18 protein-coding genes are annotated in these 19684 nt (G+C 40.6%); 9 read left to right on the plus strand and 9 right to left on the minus strand.

Going from position 1 to position 19684, the window contains the following annotated elements; translation table 11 throughout:
- Positions 1–3 precede the first annotated feature (3 nt).
- From rodA to NDN13_RS06645, 4 genes are all read left to right on the plus strand, one after another.
- Complete coding sequence (gene rodA, locus NDN13_RS06630; RefSeq protein WP_016539777.1) at positions 4–1146, plus strand: rod shape-determining protein RodA; 1143 nt, start codon at positions 4–6, stop codon at positions 1144–1146.
- A gap of 19 nt (positions 1147–1165) precedes the next feature.
- Positions 1166–2167: a lytic murein transglycosylase B gene (gene mltB / locus NDN13_RS06635; RefSeq protein ID WP_251117657.1), complete on the plus strand. Its 1002-nt coding sequence runs from the start codon at positions 1166–1168 to the stop codon at positions 2165–2167.
- A gap of 289 nt (positions 2168–2456) precedes the next feature.
- The gene (locus NDN13_RS06640; protein WP_016539775.1) at positions 2457–3068 is read left to right on the plus strand and encodes a septal ring lytic transglycosylase RlpA family protein; all 612 of its coding nucleotides are present in this window, start codon (positions 2457–2459) and stop codon (positions 3066–3068) included.
- A 134-nt stretch (positions 3069–3202) separates the two neighbouring features.
- Positions 3203–3655 (plus strand): Mpo1 family 2-hydroxy fatty acid dioxygenase, encoded by a 453-nt coding sequence (locus tag NDN13_RS06645; RefSeq protein WP_004654035.1) that lies wholly within the window; start codon positions 3203–3205, stop codon positions 3653–3655.
- A 40-nt stretch (positions 3656–3695) separates the two neighbouring features.
- On the opposite strand, the gene NDN13_RS06650 is transcribed toward NDN13_RS06645, so the two are convergent.
- Together NDN13_RS06650 and sthA are read right to left on the minus strand one after the other, a co-directional pair.
- A complete protein-coding gene (locus NDN13_RS06650) occupies positions 3696–4166 on the minus strand; it encodes a DUF3465 domain-containing protein (protein ID WP_251117658.1) in 471 nt (156 codons plus the stop codon).
- 79 nt (positions 4167–4245) lie between these two features.
- On the minus strand, positions 4246–5661 hold the full coding sequence (gene sthA / locus NDN13_RS06655) for a Si-specific NAD(P)(+) transhydrogenase (RefSeq protein WP_004654041.1): 1416 nt from the start codon (positions 5659–5661) through the stop codon (positions 4246–4248).
- A gap of 189 nt (positions 5662–5850) precedes the next feature.
- Here sthA and lipA point away from each other — a divergent pair, with 189 nt between their 5' ends.
- Positions 5851–6864: a lipoyl synthase gene (gene lipA, locus NDN13_RS06660; protein ID WP_251117659.1), complete on the plus strand. Its 1014-nt coding sequence runs from the start codon at positions 5851–5853 to the stop codon at positions 6862–6864.
- 60 nt (positions 6865–6924) lie between these two features.
- Here the strand turns inward: lipA and NDN13_RS06665 are convergent, their stop codons facing one another.
- The 4 genes from NDN13_RS06665 to NDN13_RS06680 all read right to left on the minus strand — a co-directional run bounded on the left by NDN13_RS06665 (position 6925) and on the right by NDN13_RS06680 (position 13069).
- Positions 6925–7551, minus strand: coding sequence for a hypothetical protein (locus NDN13_RS06665; protein ID WP_251117660.1), 627 nt, complete (start codon positions 7549–7551; stop codon positions 6925–6927).
- Positions 7552–7613: 62 nt separating this feature from the next.
- Positions 7614–8720: a beta-ketoacyl-ACP synthase III gene (locus NDN13_RS06670; RefSeq protein WP_251117661.1), complete on the minus strand. Its 1107-nt coding sequence runs from the start codon at positions 8718–8720 to the stop codon at positions 7614–7616.
- 45 nt (positions 8721–8765) lie between these two features.
- Positions 8766–12620, minus strand: a complete 3855-nt coding sequence (gene hrpA / locus NDN13_RS06675; protein ID WP_251117662.1) for an ATP-dependent RNA helicase HrpA — start codon at positions 12618–12620, stop codon at positions 8766–8768.
- Positions 12621–12757: 137 nt separating this feature from the next.
- Complete coding sequence (locus NDN13_RS06680; RefSeq protein WP_251117663.1) at positions 12758–13069, minus strand: hypothetical protein; 312 nt, start codon at positions 13067–13069, stop codon at positions 12758–12760.
- A 481-nt stretch (positions 13070–13550) separates the two neighbouring features.
- Here NDN13_RS06680 and ahpC point away from each other — a divergent pair, with 481 nt between their 5' ends.
- Together ahpC and NDN13_RS06690 are read left to right on the plus strand one after the other, a co-directional pair.
- Positions 13551–14114: an alkyl hydroperoxide reductase subunit C gene (gene ahpC, locus NDN13_RS06685; RefSeq protein WP_004772679.1), complete on the plus strand. Its 564-nt coding sequence runs from the start codon at positions 13551–13553 to the stop codon at positions 14112–14114.
- A 253-nt stretch (positions 14115–14367) separates the two neighbouring features.
- Positions 14368–14577, plus strand: coding sequence for a KTSC domain-containing protein (locus NDN13_RS06690; RefSeq protein WP_005204416.1), 210 nt, complete (start codon positions 14368–14370; stop codon positions 14575–14577).
- 53 nt (positions 14578–14630) lie between these two features.
- On the opposite strand, the gene NDN13_RS06695 is transcribed toward NDN13_RS06690, so the two are convergent.
- Positions 14631–15824 carry an alkane 1-monooxygenase gene (locus tag NDN13_RS06695; RefSeq protein WP_251117664.1) on the minus strand — a complete coding sequence of 398 codons (1194 nt, stop codon included), beginning with the start codon at positions 15822–15824 and terminating at the stop codon, positions 14631–14633.
- A 122-nt stretch (positions 15825–15946) separates the two neighbouring features.
- On the opposite strand from NDN13_RS06695, the gene NDN13_RS06700 reads away from it, so the two are divergent.
- Positions 15947–16996 (plus strand): helix-turn-helix domain-containing protein, encoded by a 1050-nt coding sequence (locus tag NDN13_RS06700; RefSeq protein WP_251117665.1) that lies wholly within the window; start codon positions 15947–15949, stop codon positions 16994–16996.
- Here the strand turns inward: NDN13_RS06700 and NDN13_RS06705 are convergent.
- Together NDN13_RS06705 and NDN13_RS06710 are read right to left on the minus strand one after the other, a co-directional pair.
- A complete protein-coding gene (locus NDN13_RS06705) occupies positions 16973–17560 on the minus strand; it encodes an O-methyltransferase (RefSeq protein ID WP_171548756.1) in 588 nt (195 codons plus the stop codon). The two genes, NDN13_RS06700 and NDN13_RS06705, sit on opposite strands and share 24 nt — an antisense overlap.
- A gap of 40 nt (positions 17561–17600) precedes the next feature.
- Positions 17601–17819 (minus strand): DUF1653 domain-containing protein, encoded by a 219-nt coding sequence (locus tag NDN13_RS06710; RefSeq protein ID WP_251117666.1) that lies wholly within the window; start codon positions 17817–17819, stop codon positions 17601–17603.
- A gap of 230 nt (positions 17820–18049) precedes the next feature.
- Here NDN13_RS06710 and ahpF point away from each other — a divergent pair, with 230 nt between their 5' ends.
- Positions 18050–19615, plus strand: coding sequence for an alkyl hydroperoxide reductase subunit F (gene ahpF, locus NDN13_RS06715; protein ID WP_251117667.1), 1566 nt, complete (start codon positions 18050–18052; stop codon positions 19613–19615).
- Positions 19616–19684: the final 69 nt, after the last annotated feature.

The raw sequence follows: 19684 nt of genomic DNA on the forward strand, positions 1-19684 counted from the left end.
CGCATGTCTCCAAGCCCGCAATACAAATTTTTACGTCAAGCACCTCGTGATGGCTTGAGTACTGCCAATCAGCCTTCTCGTTGGCAACAACTGCATATCGACCCATGGCTATGCCTATTTCTGATTCTCAATGCCTTACTTGGCCTGACCGTTTTATATAGTGCATCAGCGCAAGATGTCGGACTGGTCAGTAAACAAGCCATGAGCTTTGGTATTGGCTTTGTGGTGATGTTTACTTTGGCTCAAATTCCGCCAAAAGTGTATCAGGCATTTTCTCCCTACTTTTATGTATTTGGGGTGCTGTCACTGCTTGCCGTGGTGGTTTTTGGTGAAGTGCGCATGGGCGCCCAACGTTGGATCGATATTCCTGGCTTTGGTAGCGTACAGCCCAGTGAGTTTATGAAAATCGGCATGCCAATGATGGTGGCGTGGTTCTTGTCACGTAAAGCCCTGCCGCCAAGCTTCTCACAAGTCATTCTGTCTTTATTGCTGATTGTTGTTCCTTTTCTACTGATTGCAGAACAACCTGACTTAGGGACTTCTTTATTGGTCCTTGCCAGTGGTATTTTCGTCCTGTTCCTCAGTGGCTTATCATGGAAATTGATTGCAGGTGCAGCGGGGATTGCAGGGATTATTATTCCGATTGCTTGGGAATTTTTACTGCATGATTATCAACGTCAGCGTGTTTTAACTTTATTTAACCCAGAAGCCGATGCACTCGGAACAGGTTGGAACATTATTCAATCTAAAACAGCGATTGGTTCTGGTGGTTTTTCAGGTAAAGGCTTTTTAGAGGGAACCCAATCCCACCTGCACTTTTTACCGGAAGGTCATACTGACTTTATTATTGCTGCCTATTCAGAAGAATTTGGCTTGATTGGCGTTACCCTGCTGATTCTTCTCTATTGTGCAATCATTTTTAGAACATTCCAGATCGGCTTACAAAGCTTCCATAACTATGGTCGTTTGGTTGCTGGTGCCTTTGGTTTGTCATTTTTTGTTTATGTATTTGTAAATGCAGGCATGGTCAGTGGTATTTTACCTGTAGTAGGTGTGCCTTTGCCGTTCATGAGTTATGGCGGAACTGCAATTATTACTCTTATGTCAACTTTTGGACTGGTTATGTCTATTCATACACATCGATAATGAGGAATTTTATAAACTTATGTTTCTTCCTACTTTGAATAAAACTTTTAAATTTTTAACTTTAAGCGCTGGTTTATTCTTGAGCACTAATTGGGCACAAGCCAATGAATTTTACACTCATCCCAATTACCCTGCATTCAAACAAAAAGCAATGACAACCTATGGGTTAAGCGGCGAACAGATTGATGCAGCCATGAGTGGTGCACGTAATTTACCTAATATTTTGAACATCATGACTCGCCCAGGTGAAAGCAAACCTTGGTACCAATATCGTTCAATGTTTTTAGTTGAAGGTACCATTCAACGTGGTGCACGTTTTAAAAGCCAATATGAAGACGTACTGAATCGTGCTGAACAGCAGTATGGTGTGCCTAAATCGGTGATTCTCGGTATTTTAGGTGTAGAAACTGGCTATGGTGCCAATAAAGGCTCTTTCATCACTAGAGACGCCTTAGCCACGCTTGCCTTTGGTTACCCTCGTCGTGCTGACTATTTTAGTGATGAACTCGCTGCTTTAATTTCTTGGACATATAAAGAAGGTTATCCAACCAACAGTATTGTGGGTTCTTATGCAGGTGCGATTGGTTACCCGCAGTTTATGCCAAGTAATATTCAAAAATTAGGTGTGGATTATGACGGCAATGGTCATATTGACTTAAGAAACTCTGCTGCAGATGCGATTGGTTCAATTGCAAACTATTTAGCTCAGCACGGATGGGAACGTGATCGTCCGATTGGCTTCCCTGCTCGTTACTCAGGTAACAATCCAGATAGCGTGATTGCCAAGGATTTAACCCAGCCAACCCCATATGGTGAATTGAAAAGATTAGGGATTGCACCACTTGACCCTTTGGTAAAAATTGATGACCTTGATTTAGTCAATGTTATTCAATTACAAGACCAATTTGGTCCAATTTACTATATTACTTATCCAAATTTCCAAGTGATTACCACCTACAACAGAAGCAGAATGTATGCCACTGCAGTGTGGTTATTGGGCACAGAAGCAGCTAGCCGATAGGCTAGCTTTTTTACAAGATTATGAAAAGTCAATAAATTTTTTATTTAAAAAGTACATATATTCGGCAAAATTCATAAATTGTTACAATATTGATTATTTTACAACCAGAAACTGTAAGTTTTTGCCCTTTTTGTAACTATTTATCGTTAAGGACTAGACACACTTCGTAAGTGATGAATATTATCGCCGCAAGATAAAGTAATTGCAAAAGTGAATAATTAGACATGTGCACTATATTTCAAGGTGTTTTTATTGAAATAGAAAAGCATGTTCTCTAGGAGTTTATACAATGCAGTTTTCGCTAAAATATATTCTAGCGCTGACGGCAGGCTTAAGTTTAAGCCCGTTACATGCTGAAATGGTACAGTCTTCATCATTAACCAATGATGTGGAAGGTTCTAATTTGGCTGCCCGCGTTCTAAGCAAAGATTCTCAAAATTTTAATTCTCGTTTCTCAAACGTTAATAGTCTTTCAATCACTGAGAGTTCAGGTGACAAAGTCCGTCGCCAAACGATTGCTGCTAAGATCGATATCCCTGAAGAAGAGCCTTCAGTGATTGAAAAACTGAATACTGTTGCTTCGAACACCGTTCGTAAATTCAGCCAAAGTGGCGTTGCATCATGGTATGGTCGCCAATTTCATGGCCGTAAAACAGCAAGCGGTGAAACATTCGATATGAATGCAATGACTGCTGCACACCGTAGCCTGCCTTTGAACTGTTATATCCGTGTAACAAACAAAGACAATGGTAAAAGTGTTGTTGTAAAAGTTAACGATCGTGGTCCATTCCATGGTAACCGTGTATTAGATTTATCTTATGGTGCTGCAAAGCAACTCGGTATGTCTAGCGCAGGTACAGGTAATGTGAGTATTGAACGTGTTGATGGTCCTAATTCTTAATCATTAAGACCACAACTCAAAAGCCGCTTATGCGGCTTTTTTATTTTTATCTATAACCTTTGTTAATGCTTTACGGCCCATCCAATTCTTCGGTATATTGAATAAATAAAAATGAATACTGCAAGGAGCGCGCTATGAAATCAATTGACGAATGGTTTGATGAATATAGTGACAGTCACCAAAACCAAACCAACAAAAAAATCCATTGGGTCTGTGTCCCTGCCATTCTATTTTCGATCATTGGTATTCTGGCGCATTTTAGCACCCTGCTCACGGCACTATTGCTGGTTTTAACTTTAGTCTTTTATGCTCGATTGGACATCGTACTTGCGATTGCGATGGCAGCCTTGTTAGCAGTGATGGCATGGTTAATTGTGATTTTACCTGTCGGAGTTGGATTCTATATTGGCGTATTTGTGATTGCATGGATCGGGCAATTTTATGGGCACAAAGTTGAAGGTAAGAAGCCTTCATTCTTTAAAGACTTGCAATTCCTTCTGATTGGCCCTGTATGGTGCATGGACGCTTATTTAGCTAAAGTCCTACCTAAATGGAAACTTCGTCAAAAATCAGCGATTACAAGCTAATTTAGCGCATATCTTGCAACTCACTTCGCAAGGAAGAATGTTATTGGTACATTTTTCCTTGATATTTCAGCCAACCATCAACATGTTTTCCACGCGGATCATGATGGGTCCAATGAATCACTCCACCTTTTTGGCTGTATTCATATTCACCAAAAAACTCAACTGTATCGCCTTTTTTCAGCCCTTCGATTCTTGGCGCTAAATCAATATTGTGTGCAATCAATACCGTTAAACCATTCTCCAGTTTAAGAATCATTTTCTGATGTCTTGAACCTTCATTGTCATCTGGCAAAATGGCTTTTACAATACCCTGCGCTTGGACCTGCACATTACTTCGTTGCTGCTGATAGGCTTGCATGATCTTGTTTTGATCATCGACCGCTACAGCATTACTTGTACTCGGTATAGGGGAATTACTGGTATTTTGTTTTTGCTTAAAATCAAGACCAAAATAAGCTGCCACTAAAACAACAATAGCAACCAGAATCAGATTATTTTTTTGAACTTTCATAGTGACCTGTTATCAAATACAAGATAGCAAAATGCCAATCGAATTGATTGGCATTTTGATCATACAACGCCTCTAGTACTTAGAACAAACGATTCATACCATTCAAAGCTGCAACGCGATAGGCTTCAGCCATAGTTGGATAATTGAATGTCGTTTCAACAAAGTATTTCAAGGTATTGTTTGGACTGTGCATCACTACCTGCCCAATGTGAATAATCTCTGCAGCGTTGTTACCAAAACAGTGAATACCCAAGACTTCCAAAGTATCACGATGGAACAGAATCTTTAATTCACCGACAGTATCACCAGTAATTTGTGCACGTGCTAAATGACGGAAAGAGGCCTGACCGACTTCGTAAGGCACTTTCTCTTCTGTCAATTCCTGCTCAGTCTTACCAATTGAAGAAATCTCTGGAATGGTATAAATACCTGTTGGTACATCACGGATTGGCTTCACATTCTTTTCGCCCACCATGTTTGCACCCGCGCAACGACCTTGGTCATACGCAGCGGAAGCAAGTGAAGGCCAGCCAATGACATCACCGGCAGCATAAATATTTTCTGCTTCAGTTTGATATTGATCATTCACCATCAACTGGCCACGACCATTCGGTACTAGACCCACATTTTCCAGACCTAGACCATCGGTATTCCCTGAGCGGCCGTTACACCATAAGATCGCATCTGCCTTGATCTTCTTACCACTGAGCAAATGCAAGACCACATGATCATCAAAGGTTTCTAAACGATCTATTTGCTCATTGTGGCGAATCAATACACCTTGTTCACGTAAGTGATATGACAATGCATCGGCAATTTCATCATCAAGGTAGCTTAAAAGCTTTTGCTGGGTGTTGATCAAATCAACTTTATGATCAAGTCCGATAAAAATAGAAGCGTATTCACAACCAATTACGCCCGCACCATAAATGATGATTTTTTGGATTGAATAATCAAGATCAAGAATTTTGTCCGAATCAAATACGCGTGGATGATTGAAATCTAAACCTTGTGGTTGGTATGGACGACTACCAGTTGCGATCACGATTTGCTTGCAAATAATGGTATCTTTAATACCATCCTGACCAAAAATCAGTACCGTGTTTTTATCTTGGATATAGGCACGACCGTGAAAAACTTCAATTTTATTGCGGTCATAAAAACGTGTATGTGTATCAACTTGCTGTTGAATCACTTTATGCGCATTACGCAACACCTGTTTCATGGTGAATTGTTTCCACTCACCGACTTTTTGAAACATTGGATCACGTTGATAACGAATAATACTTGAAACTGTTTGACGTAATGCTTTACTTGGAATTGTTCCTACGTGTGCACAGTTACCACCGAGTTGATCACGAACATCAACGATTGCAACACGTTTACCTGCTTTTGCAAGCTTCATTGCCGCGCCTTCGCCAGCTGGGCCAGAACCGAGAATTACTGCATCATACTTAACAATATTCCCACCAACGACCTCTTTCTTACGTGGCATTCAAAGCTCCTTTGTTTCTAACCGTTTTTGCTTTATATATGATAACCAATATGCAGCCAGATGATGTATTTCACAACTATATATTTTTATATATTTACATTTTCAAAATGAATACCACTTTTCATGCTTTATTCCGCTAAATTTGACTATAATAACAGGATATCTCAAGTCAAAGGCTGTAGAAATTATATGTCTGAACACCGTAAACCTGAACAGGGTATAAAACTTCGTGGCGCGGAAAAAGTCGCAAGAATTCCTGTAAAAGTTATCCCTACGGTTGAAGTACCTCGCAAACCTGACTGGATTCGAGTCAAGATGACCGCTCCAGAAGAAGTTCAGCGTATCAAAACAACCTTGCGCTCGCAAAAACTGCATACTGTATGTGAAGAAGCTGCCTGTCCTAACTTACCTGAATGTTTCGGTGGTGGTACAGCAACCTTTATGATCATGGGCGATATCTGTACTCGTCGCTGTCCTTTCTGTGACGTAGCACATGGTCGCCCAAATGCTTTAGATCCTGATGAACCACGCCATATGGCAGAGACGATTTCCAATCTTGGCCTCAAATATGCCGTGATTACCTCAGTTGACCGTGATGACCTTTTGGATGGCGGTGCGCAACACTTCGTTGATTGTATCAAAGAAGCGCGTGAATTAAGCCCAAAAACCCTATTGGAAATTCTGGTTCCTGATTTCCGTGGTCGTATGGATATTGCCTTACGCATCATGACTGAATGCCCACCTGACGTATTCAACCATAACATTGAAACTGTGCCGCGTTTGTATAAAGCAATGCGTCCAGGTTCTGATTATCAGCACTCTTTAACGCTGTTAAAAATGTTTAAGGAATACTGCCCTGATGTCCCAACCAAATGTGGTTTGATGGTCGGTATCGGTGAAACTGAAGAAGAAGTGATTGCCCTGCTCGATGATCTTAGAGCACATGATGTTGACTACATTACCATTGGTCAATATCTACAGCCATCTAAGCAACATGCACCAATTGACCGCTTTGTAACGCCAGAAGAGTTTGAGCGTTATGCTGAACATGGTCGTAAACTTGGTTTTAGAAATATCTGGTCTGCACCAATGGTTCGCTCAAGCTACTTTGCTGATCGCCAATACCATGGTGAACCTGTTCCAGCGGTACGCCGTAAAGTCGATCCTGCCAAGAAAATTGCAGTTCAGGCGATTGAAGCTTAATGTTGAGATGGGCGTACTTCGGTGCGCCCCTCGATTGCATTCTTAGCAAGTCATTGAGAATTAACACTCAATCCTAAAATCCTCTAAACTTTTTCCCTTTTCTTGCAACAGACGATAGACAAAATCAGTATCGAACTTAAGCATCAACTTGATTGCATCATGAATTTTCCAAAAATATAATTTAGGGTCATCCATCATTTTATCCAGATGCGTCTTTAATAAGGGAATATATTCCCTATATTGTTTCTTTTCGATCACCCAAAAAATACTATTAATTTCAAAAGGAGCAGTATTCGATTGCTCAATAATTTTTGCAACATAAGGAAAAATTTTCCCTCTCGCCAACTCCTCTAAACCCGCATTCGACTTTGCTGCCCAATAACTGACAAATGCACTTAATACATGTTGCAAAGTATCATCATAACCATGTAAGCGATGGTCTATCCAGCCACTCAATTGATTTGTATCAAATAAGTGTGTCAGCGCATTAAAGCCCTCATCCTGCCCCCAATGGGTTAACAGTATAGCGGCATCAAAAACCACAACATCTTCTGTATGAAGAAGCAGCTCAACAACCCGATCAATTCGATCTTGAGAAATATCTACCAAATCCAATTCTTCAGCAGCACATGCATAATCTGCGTGATCAGGAATATCCGTTAATAAAGCCAAAATTTCTTGATTCATCAATCTTCCTAATACAAAAAAGGAGCAAATTCTTGCTCCTTAATTTTGATTATGCTAAACACTTAAGCAATATGTTTTTGTACCACAATCGAACCAACAGAATAACCAGCACCGAATGAAGAGATCACAGCATATTCGCCGCTATTGACCTGCTCACCAGTACGATGCATCGCAATGATCACGCCTGCAGACGAGGTATTAGCAAACTCATCTAAAATGATCGGTGCACGCTCTAAATCAGCTTCTTTACCAACAACCAATTTCAAAATCAGTTCATTCATATTGGCATTGGCTTGATGCAACCAGAAACGCTTGATTTGTTCAGCGCTTAATTCAAGTTTTTCCAATTGTGCAGTAATGATTTTCGCAACCAGTGGACAAACTTCTTTAAAGACTTTGCGACCATCTTGACGGAATAACTTGTCGTCTACAACCGCATCCTCACTACGGTTTAAGAAACCAAAATTGTTACGGATATTATTTGAGAACTGGGTAAACAAATGAATATCCAAGATCTCATAACCCGACTTAGTTTCAGTTTCTTCAATGATCGATGCAGTTGCGACATCACCAAAGATAAAATGTGCATCACGGGTACGGTAGTCTAAATGACCTGATGTAATTTCAACATTGAGCAATAACACACGGCGCGCACCACACTTCACGGCATCATAGGCTTGTTTCAAACCAAATGTTGCAGCAGAACATGCCACATTCATGTCATAAGCATAACCTTGGATACCCAAAGCAGACTGGATTTCAATCGCAACTGCAGGATAGGCACGTTGCATATTTGAACACGCCAAAATCACTACATCGATATCTTCCGCAGTCACGCCTGCATTTTCCATCGCTTGTTTCGCAGCAATAACACCCCACTCCGCTTGAAGTGACAGTTCATCATTACTACGCTCTTGCAAACGTGGACGCAAACGAGTTGGATCAAGAATACCTGATTTTTCGACCACATAACGGCGTTGAATACCTGATGCTTTTTCAATAAATTCAGGGCTCGAGCCACGAAGTGCTTCAATTTCGCCAGCTTCAATTTGCGCTGCGTGATCTTGGTTATACTGTTCTACATAAGCATTTAAACTTTCAACCAACTCTTCATTGGAAATAGATTCGGTTGGGTGAAATAACCCAGTACCTGTTATACGGATGCCCATGTAAAACTCCTGTAAAGAATGCTTCTAACTTTCATATTTCTCAGTTTAACCGATTGCTAATCGATCCCATAGTTTTTGTAATCTAGTTGGTGAAATAGGCAGCTTTGTTTTCATCGGTTGAGAAAACAAGGAAATCCGTAGTTCTTCCAACATCAAATACAGTTCTTTGATTTTAGGATCATTTTTAAATTTAAATACTTTGTCCATCCATGGATCGACATCATCAATTGCAGCAAGGTCTCGTTGTAGATTATTGGGCAAACGATCTAAACGCAATAGCAGCGCTTTCAAATAACGCGGGTATTCCTGCCAAATTTCGGGTGATTGGCTATAAACAAAGTTGGCTAATGACATTAAATCAAGTTGATCTTCTATGTCATCTACACTTCGACCAAAAATCGTTTGATCCAAAACCAATAACTCACGACGAATCTGCTGCCATTGGGTAAATATTTCAGTTAAATCAGTGAGTGTCTGTTGACCATTTGCTAAAAATTGCTTTTTAGTTTCAGTGAGTAACTGCTGAAACTCAGCCGCATTTTTAGGTAGCTTTTGAATTGAAACTTGCAAAGTGGCATAGACCAGCATCTGTTCTAGCTTGGCACGATCACCCAATGGTGAATAGGCCAAGGCTAAAGGCTTGGAAATCTGCTTTTTCAATTGACGGATTAAATCCCCCAATTGCATATGCACCAGGCGAATCACCCCTTCTCGATGTTGCTTAATCGCTTCGTCTTGATCATTAAAGGTTTGAATCACCACACCCGATTCATCTTTGGCTTCAAGCTCAGCAAATAACTTGGTTGGTACCAAAGCTTGATATTGCTTAACAATAACACCTGTGACTTTTTGTGATGCTTCAAATACAAAGTTTTCAGGGAAGATCTGGAATTCACCTTGTTGCTGTTGTACTGGACGATGAGTTTCCACCCGACAACGGGCTTTTAACTCGTCTAAATCACGCCCTTGTGCAATTAACTTGCCTTTCTCATCTACAACCTTAATAAAAGGAATGAGATACTGATCGATACGTTCAAAAGAAAAGTCTTTCTCGGTAATCTGCTCACCGCGTAATGCAAAAGCTAGGTAACTAAATAAATGCTCGCGCAAATGGACCGCATCAATCCCCTTCATGAGTTTTTTAGCTGTATCTGGGATCGGCACCAAATTACGACGCTTGTCTTTTGGTAGTGCTTTTAATAAAGCTTCGATTAAATCCTGACGCCACCCGGGAATGCCCCATGACCACTGCTTTTCATCGACTTGTGGCAATGCTTGAACGGGAATTTTTACGGTTGCACCATCTTCGTCATGACTTGGGTCAAAACGATAGCTAGCAGCAAGTCGCAGTTGTCCATTATGCAAATAATCAGGGAATTGTTGCGTGGTTGGTCGATCATTCATCCACAATGCATCATCTTCTACAAAGAGATAACGTGGGTTTTCTGGTTCTACTGTTGCGCGCCAATCTTCAAAACTGCGACGACTGGCAATTTCCTCAGGCACTTTTTCTGCATAAAACTGATAAATGGTTTCTTCATCCACCACCAAATCACGACGGCGCAACTTATCTTCAACACGCTCGACTTCTTCGAGTTTGAGTAAGTTGTGCTTTAAAAATGGCGGTGTAATACCCAAATTGCCTGTGGTCAGTCCATCACGTAAAAAGATTTCATGTGCCGCAGCTTGATCCACTTTTTCAAAGTTAATCATTCGCTTTGGCTCAATGATTAAACCGAATAGCGATATTTGTGCATAGGCATTTACAATGCCCGCTTTTTTCGACCAATGTGGTTCAAAATAGTGATATTTCAATAAATCACGAGCTGCCAACAGAATCCATTCGGGATCAATTTTGGCTAAAGTCCGCAAATACACTTGTGAGGTTTCCACCATCTCAAAGGCCATCACCCAAGCGGTATTGGTCTTATGCAAGGTACTGGCAGGAAACACTTTGGCCTTCTGCTGGCGTACCGCCATAAAGGTATTACGTTCATCGGTTTTGTTGGCAATAAATGAAAGCAAACCCGTTAATAACGCACGGTGTAAGTTTTCATAGTTGGCTGATTTTTCATTAAAACTGAGTTTTAAACCTTCTGCCAATTCAACCAATTGCTGATGGGTTTGTTTCCATTCACGAAGACGTAACCAACTTAAAAAGTGCTGACGTGCAAATTGACGACGCTTATTTTCAGTTTGTGTTTCGGGGCTGGTTTGTAGCGTATTCCAAAGTTTTAAATAAAATAAAAAGTCTGAGTCTGCTTCTTTAAACAAGGCATGCTTTTGATCGGCCTGCATTTGCTTGTCCGCAGGACGCTCACGTGGATCTTGAATCGCCAAGGCACTGACAATAATCAAAGTTTCTTTGAGCACACCAAAATGAGCCCCGCCAACCAACATACGCGCCAAACGTGGGTCAATCGGCATACGCGCCATCATTTGACCGACTTTGGTTAAATCATTCTTACGTTCGTTTAATGCACCTAACTCAACCAAGAGCTTGCGTCCGTCATTGACCAAACGGAAATCGGGTGGCTCAATAAAATCAAAATCTTCTAGATTACCTAAACCCAAGCTTTGCATTTGCAAAATAACAGAGGCCAAATTGGTCCGTTTAATTTCAGGTTCAGTAAACTCAGGACGACTTAAAAAGTCTTCTTCACTGTATAGACGAATACAGACACCCGCCGCAATACGACCACAGCGGCCTTTACGTTGGTTGGCTGCAGCTTGTGAAATCGCTTCAATCGGTAAGCGCTGTACCCTTGAACGGTAGTTATAACGTGAAATACGGGCAAAACCACTATCAATCACATAACGAATATTTGGCACCGTCAATGCCGTTTCCGCTACGTTGGTGGCAATAATAATGCGTCGCCCTTTGCCGCTTGGACTAAAAATCTTTTGCTGTTCAGCCAGCGCCAAACGTGCATATAAAGGCAAGACTTCAGTATGACGAGGACCGAACTTCTGCAAGGTTTCCTGCAATTCTCGAATTTCTTGTTCAGTACTGGCAAATATTAAAATATCCGCATATTCGGGATGACCTTTTGCCTCAGCATCGGCAAAACACTCTTCTACAGCCTGTACTACAGCACGTGGTAGGTTTTCTTCAAAGTCATCAAACTCATCATCATCACTACCAACAATACTCAGCTCAGAGATTGGACGATAACGCAATTCCACAGGAAAACTACGGCCTTCTACTTCAAAAATAGGCGCGTCATAAAAATACTGGCTAAAACGGTTTACATCCAGAGTCGCCGAGGTCACGATGACTTTTAAATCAGGGCGTTTTGGCAAAAGCTGCTTGAGATAGCCCATGATGAAGTCAATATTGAGTGAGCGTTCATGTGCTTCATCAATAATGATGGTATCGTATTTTGATAAAAAACGGTCATTGGTTAATTCAGCCAACAGAATACCATCGGTCATCAAACGGACGATTGAATCCTGCGAACCTTGCTCATTAAAACGAATCTTAAAGCCAATTGATTCACCAAGCTTCTCACCCACTTCTTCCGCAATACGTTGTGAGACACTTCGTGCCGCCAATCGACGTGGCTGAGTATGACCAATCATCCCAGTGAGTCCACGCCCTGCCAGCATCGCGATTTGTGGAAGCTGTGTGGTTTTACCAGAACCCGTTTCACCAGCAACAATAATCACCTGATGCTTTTGAATCGCTTCAATTAAACGGTCTGCATATTGGGTAACAGGTAGGTCTTGATTCAGCTTGATCTTGGGAACACGGGCTAAGCGTTGTTTGACTTTATGATTCGATTGCTGAATCAGTTTTTCGATTTCTGCTGTTTCTGTTTTTTTATCTTTGCGCAGTCGATTTAAACGGTGACGGTCACGAGCCATAACCAATTGATCTACATTTAAATGACTCTGCACTGAACAGCTTTCCTGAAAAATTAAATAATCGGCTATTTTACGCCTTAAACCCTTGCTATGCAAAGAAAGCTTTTCTAGGCCTTAGCCACCGCTGAGGCTTATCAGTAAAAATTCAGGTCTTGAATCAAGTTAAGTCATTATTCATCCGAAGCTGAAACAATAAAAATAGACCTTAATTTTGATTCACTGACTTGGTTTGGATCAATATCAACGACAAGATTAAGAAAAGTCGAGACCTGTAACCAGTGCTGATAGCCTTTTCCTTTTAATACTTTGGGGACGAAAATAGCCCCTTCTCTTATTTCTTGCTGACTTTGTTTTGCATCCAATATAATCATCGAACATGAGAATAAATCAACTGCCTGACAATTTGGAATAAATATTGCGCCCTCTTTAGGGAGATAATTTTTTGCTTGTGTAACATTGACTAGACCATGATATGATTCCATTCCTTCACTCCTGCCAAATAAACCCTGTATTTTTATAGCAACAAATCAACAATCTCATCAAACTAATTCCTATTCTCCTTATCCTATTCGTATTTTTTCTTTTGCAAATCTATCTCAACAACTCAGGATCACGACCAGATCGTTTTCCAAAGGAAACCAATACGCGTCGAAAATTTAATCGTATATCTCCGTTTTTTATATAATTTTAGATTTTTTCAATTTTACCCTTGAATTTTGATGGCGTAGACTTCATGTTGTTATGCACATTAGTTCTGGATCTTTTGTCATGTTTGCTTCATCTCGATGCAGTCAAATAGGACAGATATTCTTGGGTGAAAGTCGTTTTTATTGAGTTATTCAATTTTCCGATTCTAGTCATGTAAAAATACTATTTCCCCAATAACTAAAAATTATTTATTCTTGACCTCGTAAACAAGTAAGGCGTTAGCCTCTCAATAAAACCTCAATCATGGAGACAATGATGAGCTTAATTAATACTGAAGTTAAACCATTTAAAGCAACTGCGTACCACAACGGTCAATTTGTTGACGTATCTGAAGCAGATCTTAAAGGCAAATGGTCTGTAGTATTCTTCTACCCAGCTGACTTCACTTTCGTATGTCCAACTGAGTTAGGCGACCTTGCTGACAACTATGCTGAATTCCAAAAATTAGGCGTTGAAATCTATGGCGTATCTACTGATACTCACTTCACGCACAAAGCTTGGCACGACACTTCAGACGTTATTGGTAAAATCCAATACCCATTGATCGGTGACCCAACTTGGACACTTTCTAAAAACTTCGACGTATTAATCGAAGCTGCTGGTCTTGCTGACCGTGGTACTTTCGTTATCGATCCAGAAGGCAAAATCCAAATCGTTGAAATCAACGCTGGTGGTATCGGCCGTGATGCATCTGAACTTCTTCGTAAAGTTAAAGCTGCTCAATATGTTCACGCTCACCCAGGTGAAGTTTGCCCAGCTAAATGGAAAGAAGGCGAAGCTACGCTTGCTCCATCTATCGACTTAGTTGGTAAAATCTAATTCTTTAGATTAGACCAATCGGTTTGAAACCACCCTTTTTAGGGTGGTTTTTTTATTAATTATTTTGATCAATCCAAGCCCTATTTCACACCCAAAATTTATAGCTAATTTTTTACAATTCTTATACTTATAAATTTATAGCAAGCTTCATTTATGAATTGTCAGACGGTTTCAGTTGGAGTACTGTCAAAGAATAGAACACCAGAGTTGTTAACCATGTACTAAAAGATCAAATCAAAATGGGGACGAATATATGGAAAAACCAGTTGTTGTAACCTCTTGGAAATATGATGTTTCTTCACGCTATTTAAAAATTTTCTATAGCAATGGCTCAGGTGAGCTTTATCATCCCGTTCCAGAGTTTATCTACAATAATTTACTTCGCACCAACGATAAAACTGCCTTTGTGCATAAATATCTAGAATTTGATCTCCATTTTAAACGACTCTGTATTTCAGCTTAAAAAATAAAAAATCAGCCCAATTGGGCTGATTTTCGTTGAACCTCACTTCAGCTTTAAGCAGCATCTTGCTGTTCAGCATATTTCTCTAACATCTTCTGTTTGGCTTCAGGATGGACATTTATTCTGTCCAAATTACCTTTATAGTGTTGTACCACTCGATCATCCATAATTTTTGACCACCACGATGGAATAAATGCTGGCAGAATCATGGCACCATAACCAGCAGGTAATTGTGGCGCATCTTCAAAATGACGCAAAGTTTGGAAGCTTCGAGTCGGATTGGCGTGATGATCTGAATGACGCTGTAATTGATACAAGAACAGATTGGTTACCACGTTATTATTGTTCCAGCTATGCTCTGGCAAAGTCCGTTCATATTGACCATTTTCTTTCTTTGCACGCTTTAAACCATAATGTTCAATATAATTTACTGATTCAAACAAGGTAATCGCATAAGCTGCTTGCGTCACTTGGAATGGGACTGAACGCATACCAAATTTGCTCAACATGGCGGCATGATATACAGCAGACATTGCCCAGCCATGAATCAACTCATTTTCCTTACAGAAGAAAGGCAGTTTCTTACGTTCTAAACGGTTTTTCTCAATTTCGATTGCCGATTTAAAACTACCAATCACGGTACGCGGTAAAAACTTCCAGAAGCTTTCGCCAAATTGTGACGATGCTGGATCTTCAGGTGTTGCAACTCGACGGTGGTGTCCATACGGGTGTTCAATTCGGAAATGGTTATAACCCGAGGGTGCTAAAGCCAAATGCGAAAGATAATGCTCTAAACGTCCGTTCTTATGACTGAGCTCATGTGCGGTATTAATCGCAATTCCATTGACCATGCCCACCAAGCTTCCCAATAACACCTGATCCGCAACTGGCGTATCTTTACGACTAGCTAAATAGGCTCCATAAATATTGGTCGCGTATTGTAAAGGAATAAAAAGTTTAACAATTCGAGCGTAATACGGATCAGCTTCTAAAGCTGCAATCGCATCAAGTGGTGGGTTTTCCGTATCTTCACCAATCAATTTGTCTAATGTTGGAATCACGCCATGAATAAATAATGGCCCAAATGAAGCAAAGAACTTTTTCGTTTTTTTAGGGCCAAATTGATAGCCCGCCAAACCACCCATTGCAATGGTTGGTACAGCCAAACCCAATAGCCATAAATGACGTTTTTTATCCTTAAATGTTGTTGTCGCTTGCTCGACATCCAGTTGAGTATGCATATTCATTAGAAATTCCTCAATCAAACACAAAATGTTTTGCTTGAATTGATTGTGCCCCTCCAGCCCCCCTCTATATTATCATTTTAAGACTTGCTATTATCATTTTAAGACTTTACTGAGTTTTTCTTGTGCAAAAGCAGCAGATCCCGGTTATTCCATCACGTTATTATTTGCGACTGATTGAAATTTTAATCGGTATGCATCAATACGATAATGATTTGTTGATGGCTGTGCAGCGAGAACTGGCAAAAACAGAATTATTATCGATTCAGCAAATTGAACAATTCATTGAGATTGGTTTAAGTCTGCCCAATACCCAAGACTTGGCCTTTGAACTGGGTAAAAATATAAAGCTCAGCTCACATAGTCTCGTCGGCTATGCACTCATGACTAGTCCTAATCTGGAACATGCACTTAGGCTGATTGCACAATATTTTAGACTGATTATGCCCAGTTTTAAGCTCAGCATTCAGTTTCCAACAGGCTCACAAAAAGTTGAACTGTTATTTGAACCAATTTTGCAGATGAATAAGCAATGTTTGGCCTTTCATATTGAAGCGATTGCGGTAGCGTTCTACTACAGCCTGTTAGAATTGGCAGGTCAGCAACTACAACGCTACCAAGTCTATTTGAGTGTTGCAGAGCCGAGCTATCAAGAACGTTATTTAGCCTTGGTGAAAGCCAATTTCCATTTTAACTATACTTGGCTTTCTGGTATCCGCGTGGTGATTGATCAGCAGCAATTGGCACTCCCCTTACCTTTGGCAGATGCACATAGTTTAAAAATAGTCGAACAACGCTGTCAGGAACAAATCCAGAAGATCTATCATCAAGGAGAAATTGTGGAATGGGTCAGCATGATGTTACGACAAGCTAATCAAGTCCCAACCCTCATGGAATGTGCCAAAGTCTTAAATATTTCCACTAAAACCTTGCAACGCTATTTGCAGCAACAAGGGGTTGAATTTCAAGCGTTAAAGCAGCAGATCAGCACTGAGCGTGCAATTGAGTTATTAGAAAATTCTAGCTTTACCATTACCCATATTGCCTATGAGCTGGGTTATTCCAATCCTGCCAATTTCACCCGTGCATTTAATAAAGTGATTGGCTGTAGCCCTCAAGCATATCGACTACACCATCAAAGTAAAATCAATTCACTTCAACACCACCATACATAAACCTGCACCGATCGGCAGAATGGTGCTCATGTAATCTTCATCATCTTTGATCAGTTCGAGGAATTCCTTCACCTCTGCTGCATGAGAAATCACATTATCAACAATTAAAGTACTTCCCGAAGACTGCAATAAACGCTTTAAGTCTTGCCAGTAACTTACATAACTACCACGTTCAGCATCAAGTAAGATCAAATCATAAGGTTCAGTCGCTTGGGCCAGATAATCAGCAGCATCCCCCACCCAAAAATCAATAAATGGCTCTAAGCCAAATTCTTCCGCATATTTTTTTGCTTGCGCACTGCGAAAGGCATTAATTTCTAGGGTTTGTACAGCCCCACCGACGCTTTTACCTGCTTCTGCCAACCAAAGGGTTGAATAACCTGTCGAGGTGCCAATTTCTAAAATTCGCTTAGATCGTTGAGTCCGTACCAACATTGCAAGCAGTTTGGCGGACTCAGCTTCAATATTTCGGTAGCGTCTTAAACGATCAGACTGTCGAGCATCATGTTGTTTAAACTCATCATATAAATCAGAGATACGTTTTAAAAATACAGTGCTGGTCATATCTGATCCCCCAACTACGCTTATGCAAAGTGTATTGAATTTAAGTCGTTTGTATCAGTTTAAAGCGTGGCAGAATTTGACCATCATCGAGCTGAACGGTTTCGCTAAACATTGCCAATGGACGTACCCACATTGAGTAATCACCATATAAGCATTGATAGACCACCAATTCTTCTTCTGTTTCACTATGACGAGCCACGTTAAACACTTGATACAGCTGACCTTTATAGTGTTGATAAATGCCACGTTGTAAGCTCATATTACTTACCCTTTATTTATGCCACGAAATGATTGCAGTTATATAACAACTTTGATTGTACTCAAATTTTTTGTGAAAGAAATGTTCAAAAAATAGTAAATTTATTAAAAATTCAAAAAACCGATCAAACTCATAAAAACATACTGTTTTACCTATTCAGCACTTTTGCGTACTATAGCTTCATTGAATGAATTTAGCTGATTTAAAAGTCTTAGCGTTTGGAGAAATACATGTTAGATCAAAATATTAAAACTCAATTAAAAGCTTACTTAGAACGTTTAGAAAGTCCAATCGAGTTGGTTGCTGCTTTAGATGACTCCGACAAAGCTGCAAAAATTAAAGAACTCGTGACTGAAATTGCTGAACTTTCTGACCAAGTTACGGCGCGTTTTGACGGTTCAAACGCTCGCCGTCCTAGTTTTGGTGTAGCCAAAGCAGGTGAACAACCACGTGTGTTCTTTGCTGGCTTGCCGATGGGACATGAGTTTACTTCTTTGATCTTGGCATTATTACAAGTATCAGGTTATGCGCCTAAAGTCTCTGATGAAGTACTTACTCAGATCAAAGGCCTCAACTTAGGCGCGAACTTTGATGTATTTGTCTCATTGAGCTGCCATAACTGTCCAGATGTAGTGCAAGCACTCAACTTAATCGCAATTAACAACCCAAATACTACGGCAACCATGATTGATGGTGCCTTCTTCCAAGACGAAGTTGAAGAACGCAAAATCTTGGCTGTGCCAATGGTGTTCCAAGACAATCAGCATATTGGTCAAGGCCGTATGACTTTGGAAGAAATCGTTGCCAAATTGGATAGCAATTCAGCTGAGAAAGATGCAGCCGCAATCAATGCCAAAGATGCATTTGATGTATTGGTAATTGGTGGTGGTCCTGCAGGTGGTACAGCGGCGATTTATGCAGCACGTAAAGGTATCAAAACTGGGATCGTGGCTGAACGTTTTGGTGGTCAGGTAATGGATACCATGGATATTGAGAACTTTACCACTGTTCAAAAAACCGTGGGTCCCCAGTTCGCTCAAGATATGGAAGCCCATGTTCGTGAATACGGTGTGGACATTATGAACTTGCAACGTGTCAGCAAGATCACTGGTGCAGATCAAACGGTCAATGGTCTGGTTGAAGTGGAACTGGAGAATGGTGCCAAGCTTGAATCGAAAACCATCATCTTGTCTACAGGTGCACGTTGGAGAGAAATGAATGTACCGGGTGAAGCGGAATACCGTACTCGTGGTGTCGCATATTGCCCACACTGTGATGGTCCATTATTCAAAGGCAAACGTGTTGCCGTGATTGGTGGTGGTAACTCTGGTGTAGAAGCAGCCATTGACCTTGCAGGGATTGTTGAGCATGTGACTTTGGTTGAGTTTGATACCAAACTTCGTGCTGACCAAGTATTGCAGGACAAGTTAAACAGCTTGCCAAATACCACCGTGATCATGAATGCCTTAAGTACTGAAGTGGTCGGTGATGGTGCTCAAGTGACAGCATTGAAATACAAAGACCGTGCCACTGATGTTGAACACACCGTTGAACTTGCAGGGATCTTTGTACAAATTGGTTTATTACCAAACACGGATTTCTTAAAGAACAGTGCGGTTGAACTCAGTAACCGTGGTGAGATCGTGATTAATGATCGAAACGAAACCAATGTCAAAGGTGTGTTTGCCGCAGGTGACTGTACTACAGTGCCGTACAAGCAAATCATCATTGCCACAGGTGAAGGCGCGAAAGCATCACTGTCTGCCTTTGATTATATGATCCGTTCTGGCGTATAAGTCTACTCAGAACATGTGCACGCACTTACATTTTCCGATGTAAGTGCGTGTTTTTACAAGTTATCAACA

This window comes from Acinetobacter sp. C32I (assembly GCF_023702715.1).
In the GTDB taxonomy this organism is placed as follows: Bacteria; Pseudomonadota; Gammaproteobacteria; order Pseudomonadales; family Moraxellaceae; genus Acinetobacter.